Origin of the sequence: Pararcticibacter amylolyticus (assembly GCF_003130405.1) — a bacterium.
In the GTDB taxonomy this organism is placed as follows: domain Bacteria; phylum Bacteroidota; class Bacteroidia; order Sphingobacteriales; family Sphingobacteriaceae; genus Arcticibacter; species Arcticibacter amylolyticus.
Genome location: NZ_QEAS01000093.1, coordinates 1 through 673, shown reverse-complemented (window position 1 = coordinate 673; position 673 = coordinate 1). Strand labels below are relative to the sequence as shown.

At 38.0% G+C, this 673-nt stretch carries 1 pseudogene; it reads right to left on the bottom strand.

Features of this window, described 5'->3' with window-relative positions:
• Positions 1-485: 485 nt before the first annotated feature.
• Positions 486-673: pseudogene (locus DDR33_RS26250) on the bottom strand (hypothetical protein); the annotation flags it as partial.

Sequence of the window (673 nt, the reverse complement as noted above, 5' to 3'; positions counted from 1 at the left end):
CTCATAATATGATTCGTTTTAATGGAACTCATTTTTTGTGTTTGCAGATTCAGGTACTCAAATCCCTTTTCTGTTGTGATTACAATGGAGTTTGGGAAATCAGTGAACGAAGTTAACGAATTAGTTCCAGACTGCAATGTGGCTGTGTTGGCTTGAGAGTTGACCGTGAAAGAGTACTCCAATAGCCGGTTGGATAGTATGATTATCTTTTTACTTTTCTTAAATTGTTCATTTTATTGATCTTGAAGTGTTCTTGCTCACGAATGCTTGACGAAAATAAGTCTGTGCACTGCGATCATGTCGCAGTGCACAGACTTATCTCCACGATAATGAATAATATGAGGATGACTACAGTAACCCGAATTGGGCGCGCACAATCAATCAATGCCGAAGTTTACTATAAAATATATTATTCCTTTTTGTAATAATTACAACCAATGCTCCTGAATCAGGTTATTGGCGAAAAAGAATGGTTCCGGGCCCGTTCACCGGGTCGGATGTTCTTTCGCTTCTAATTGTTCGATTCGTTGTTCCAGACGTTTTATCTCATCTGCTTGTTTTGTGTGATCTGCGAGCTTTTGCTGCTGTTGCTTAATTATCTTGTTCTGTTTAATCAAATGAAGAGTGAGTTCTTCAACTTTTTGAAGGAGTTTAAGTTGCATATCTGAAACAG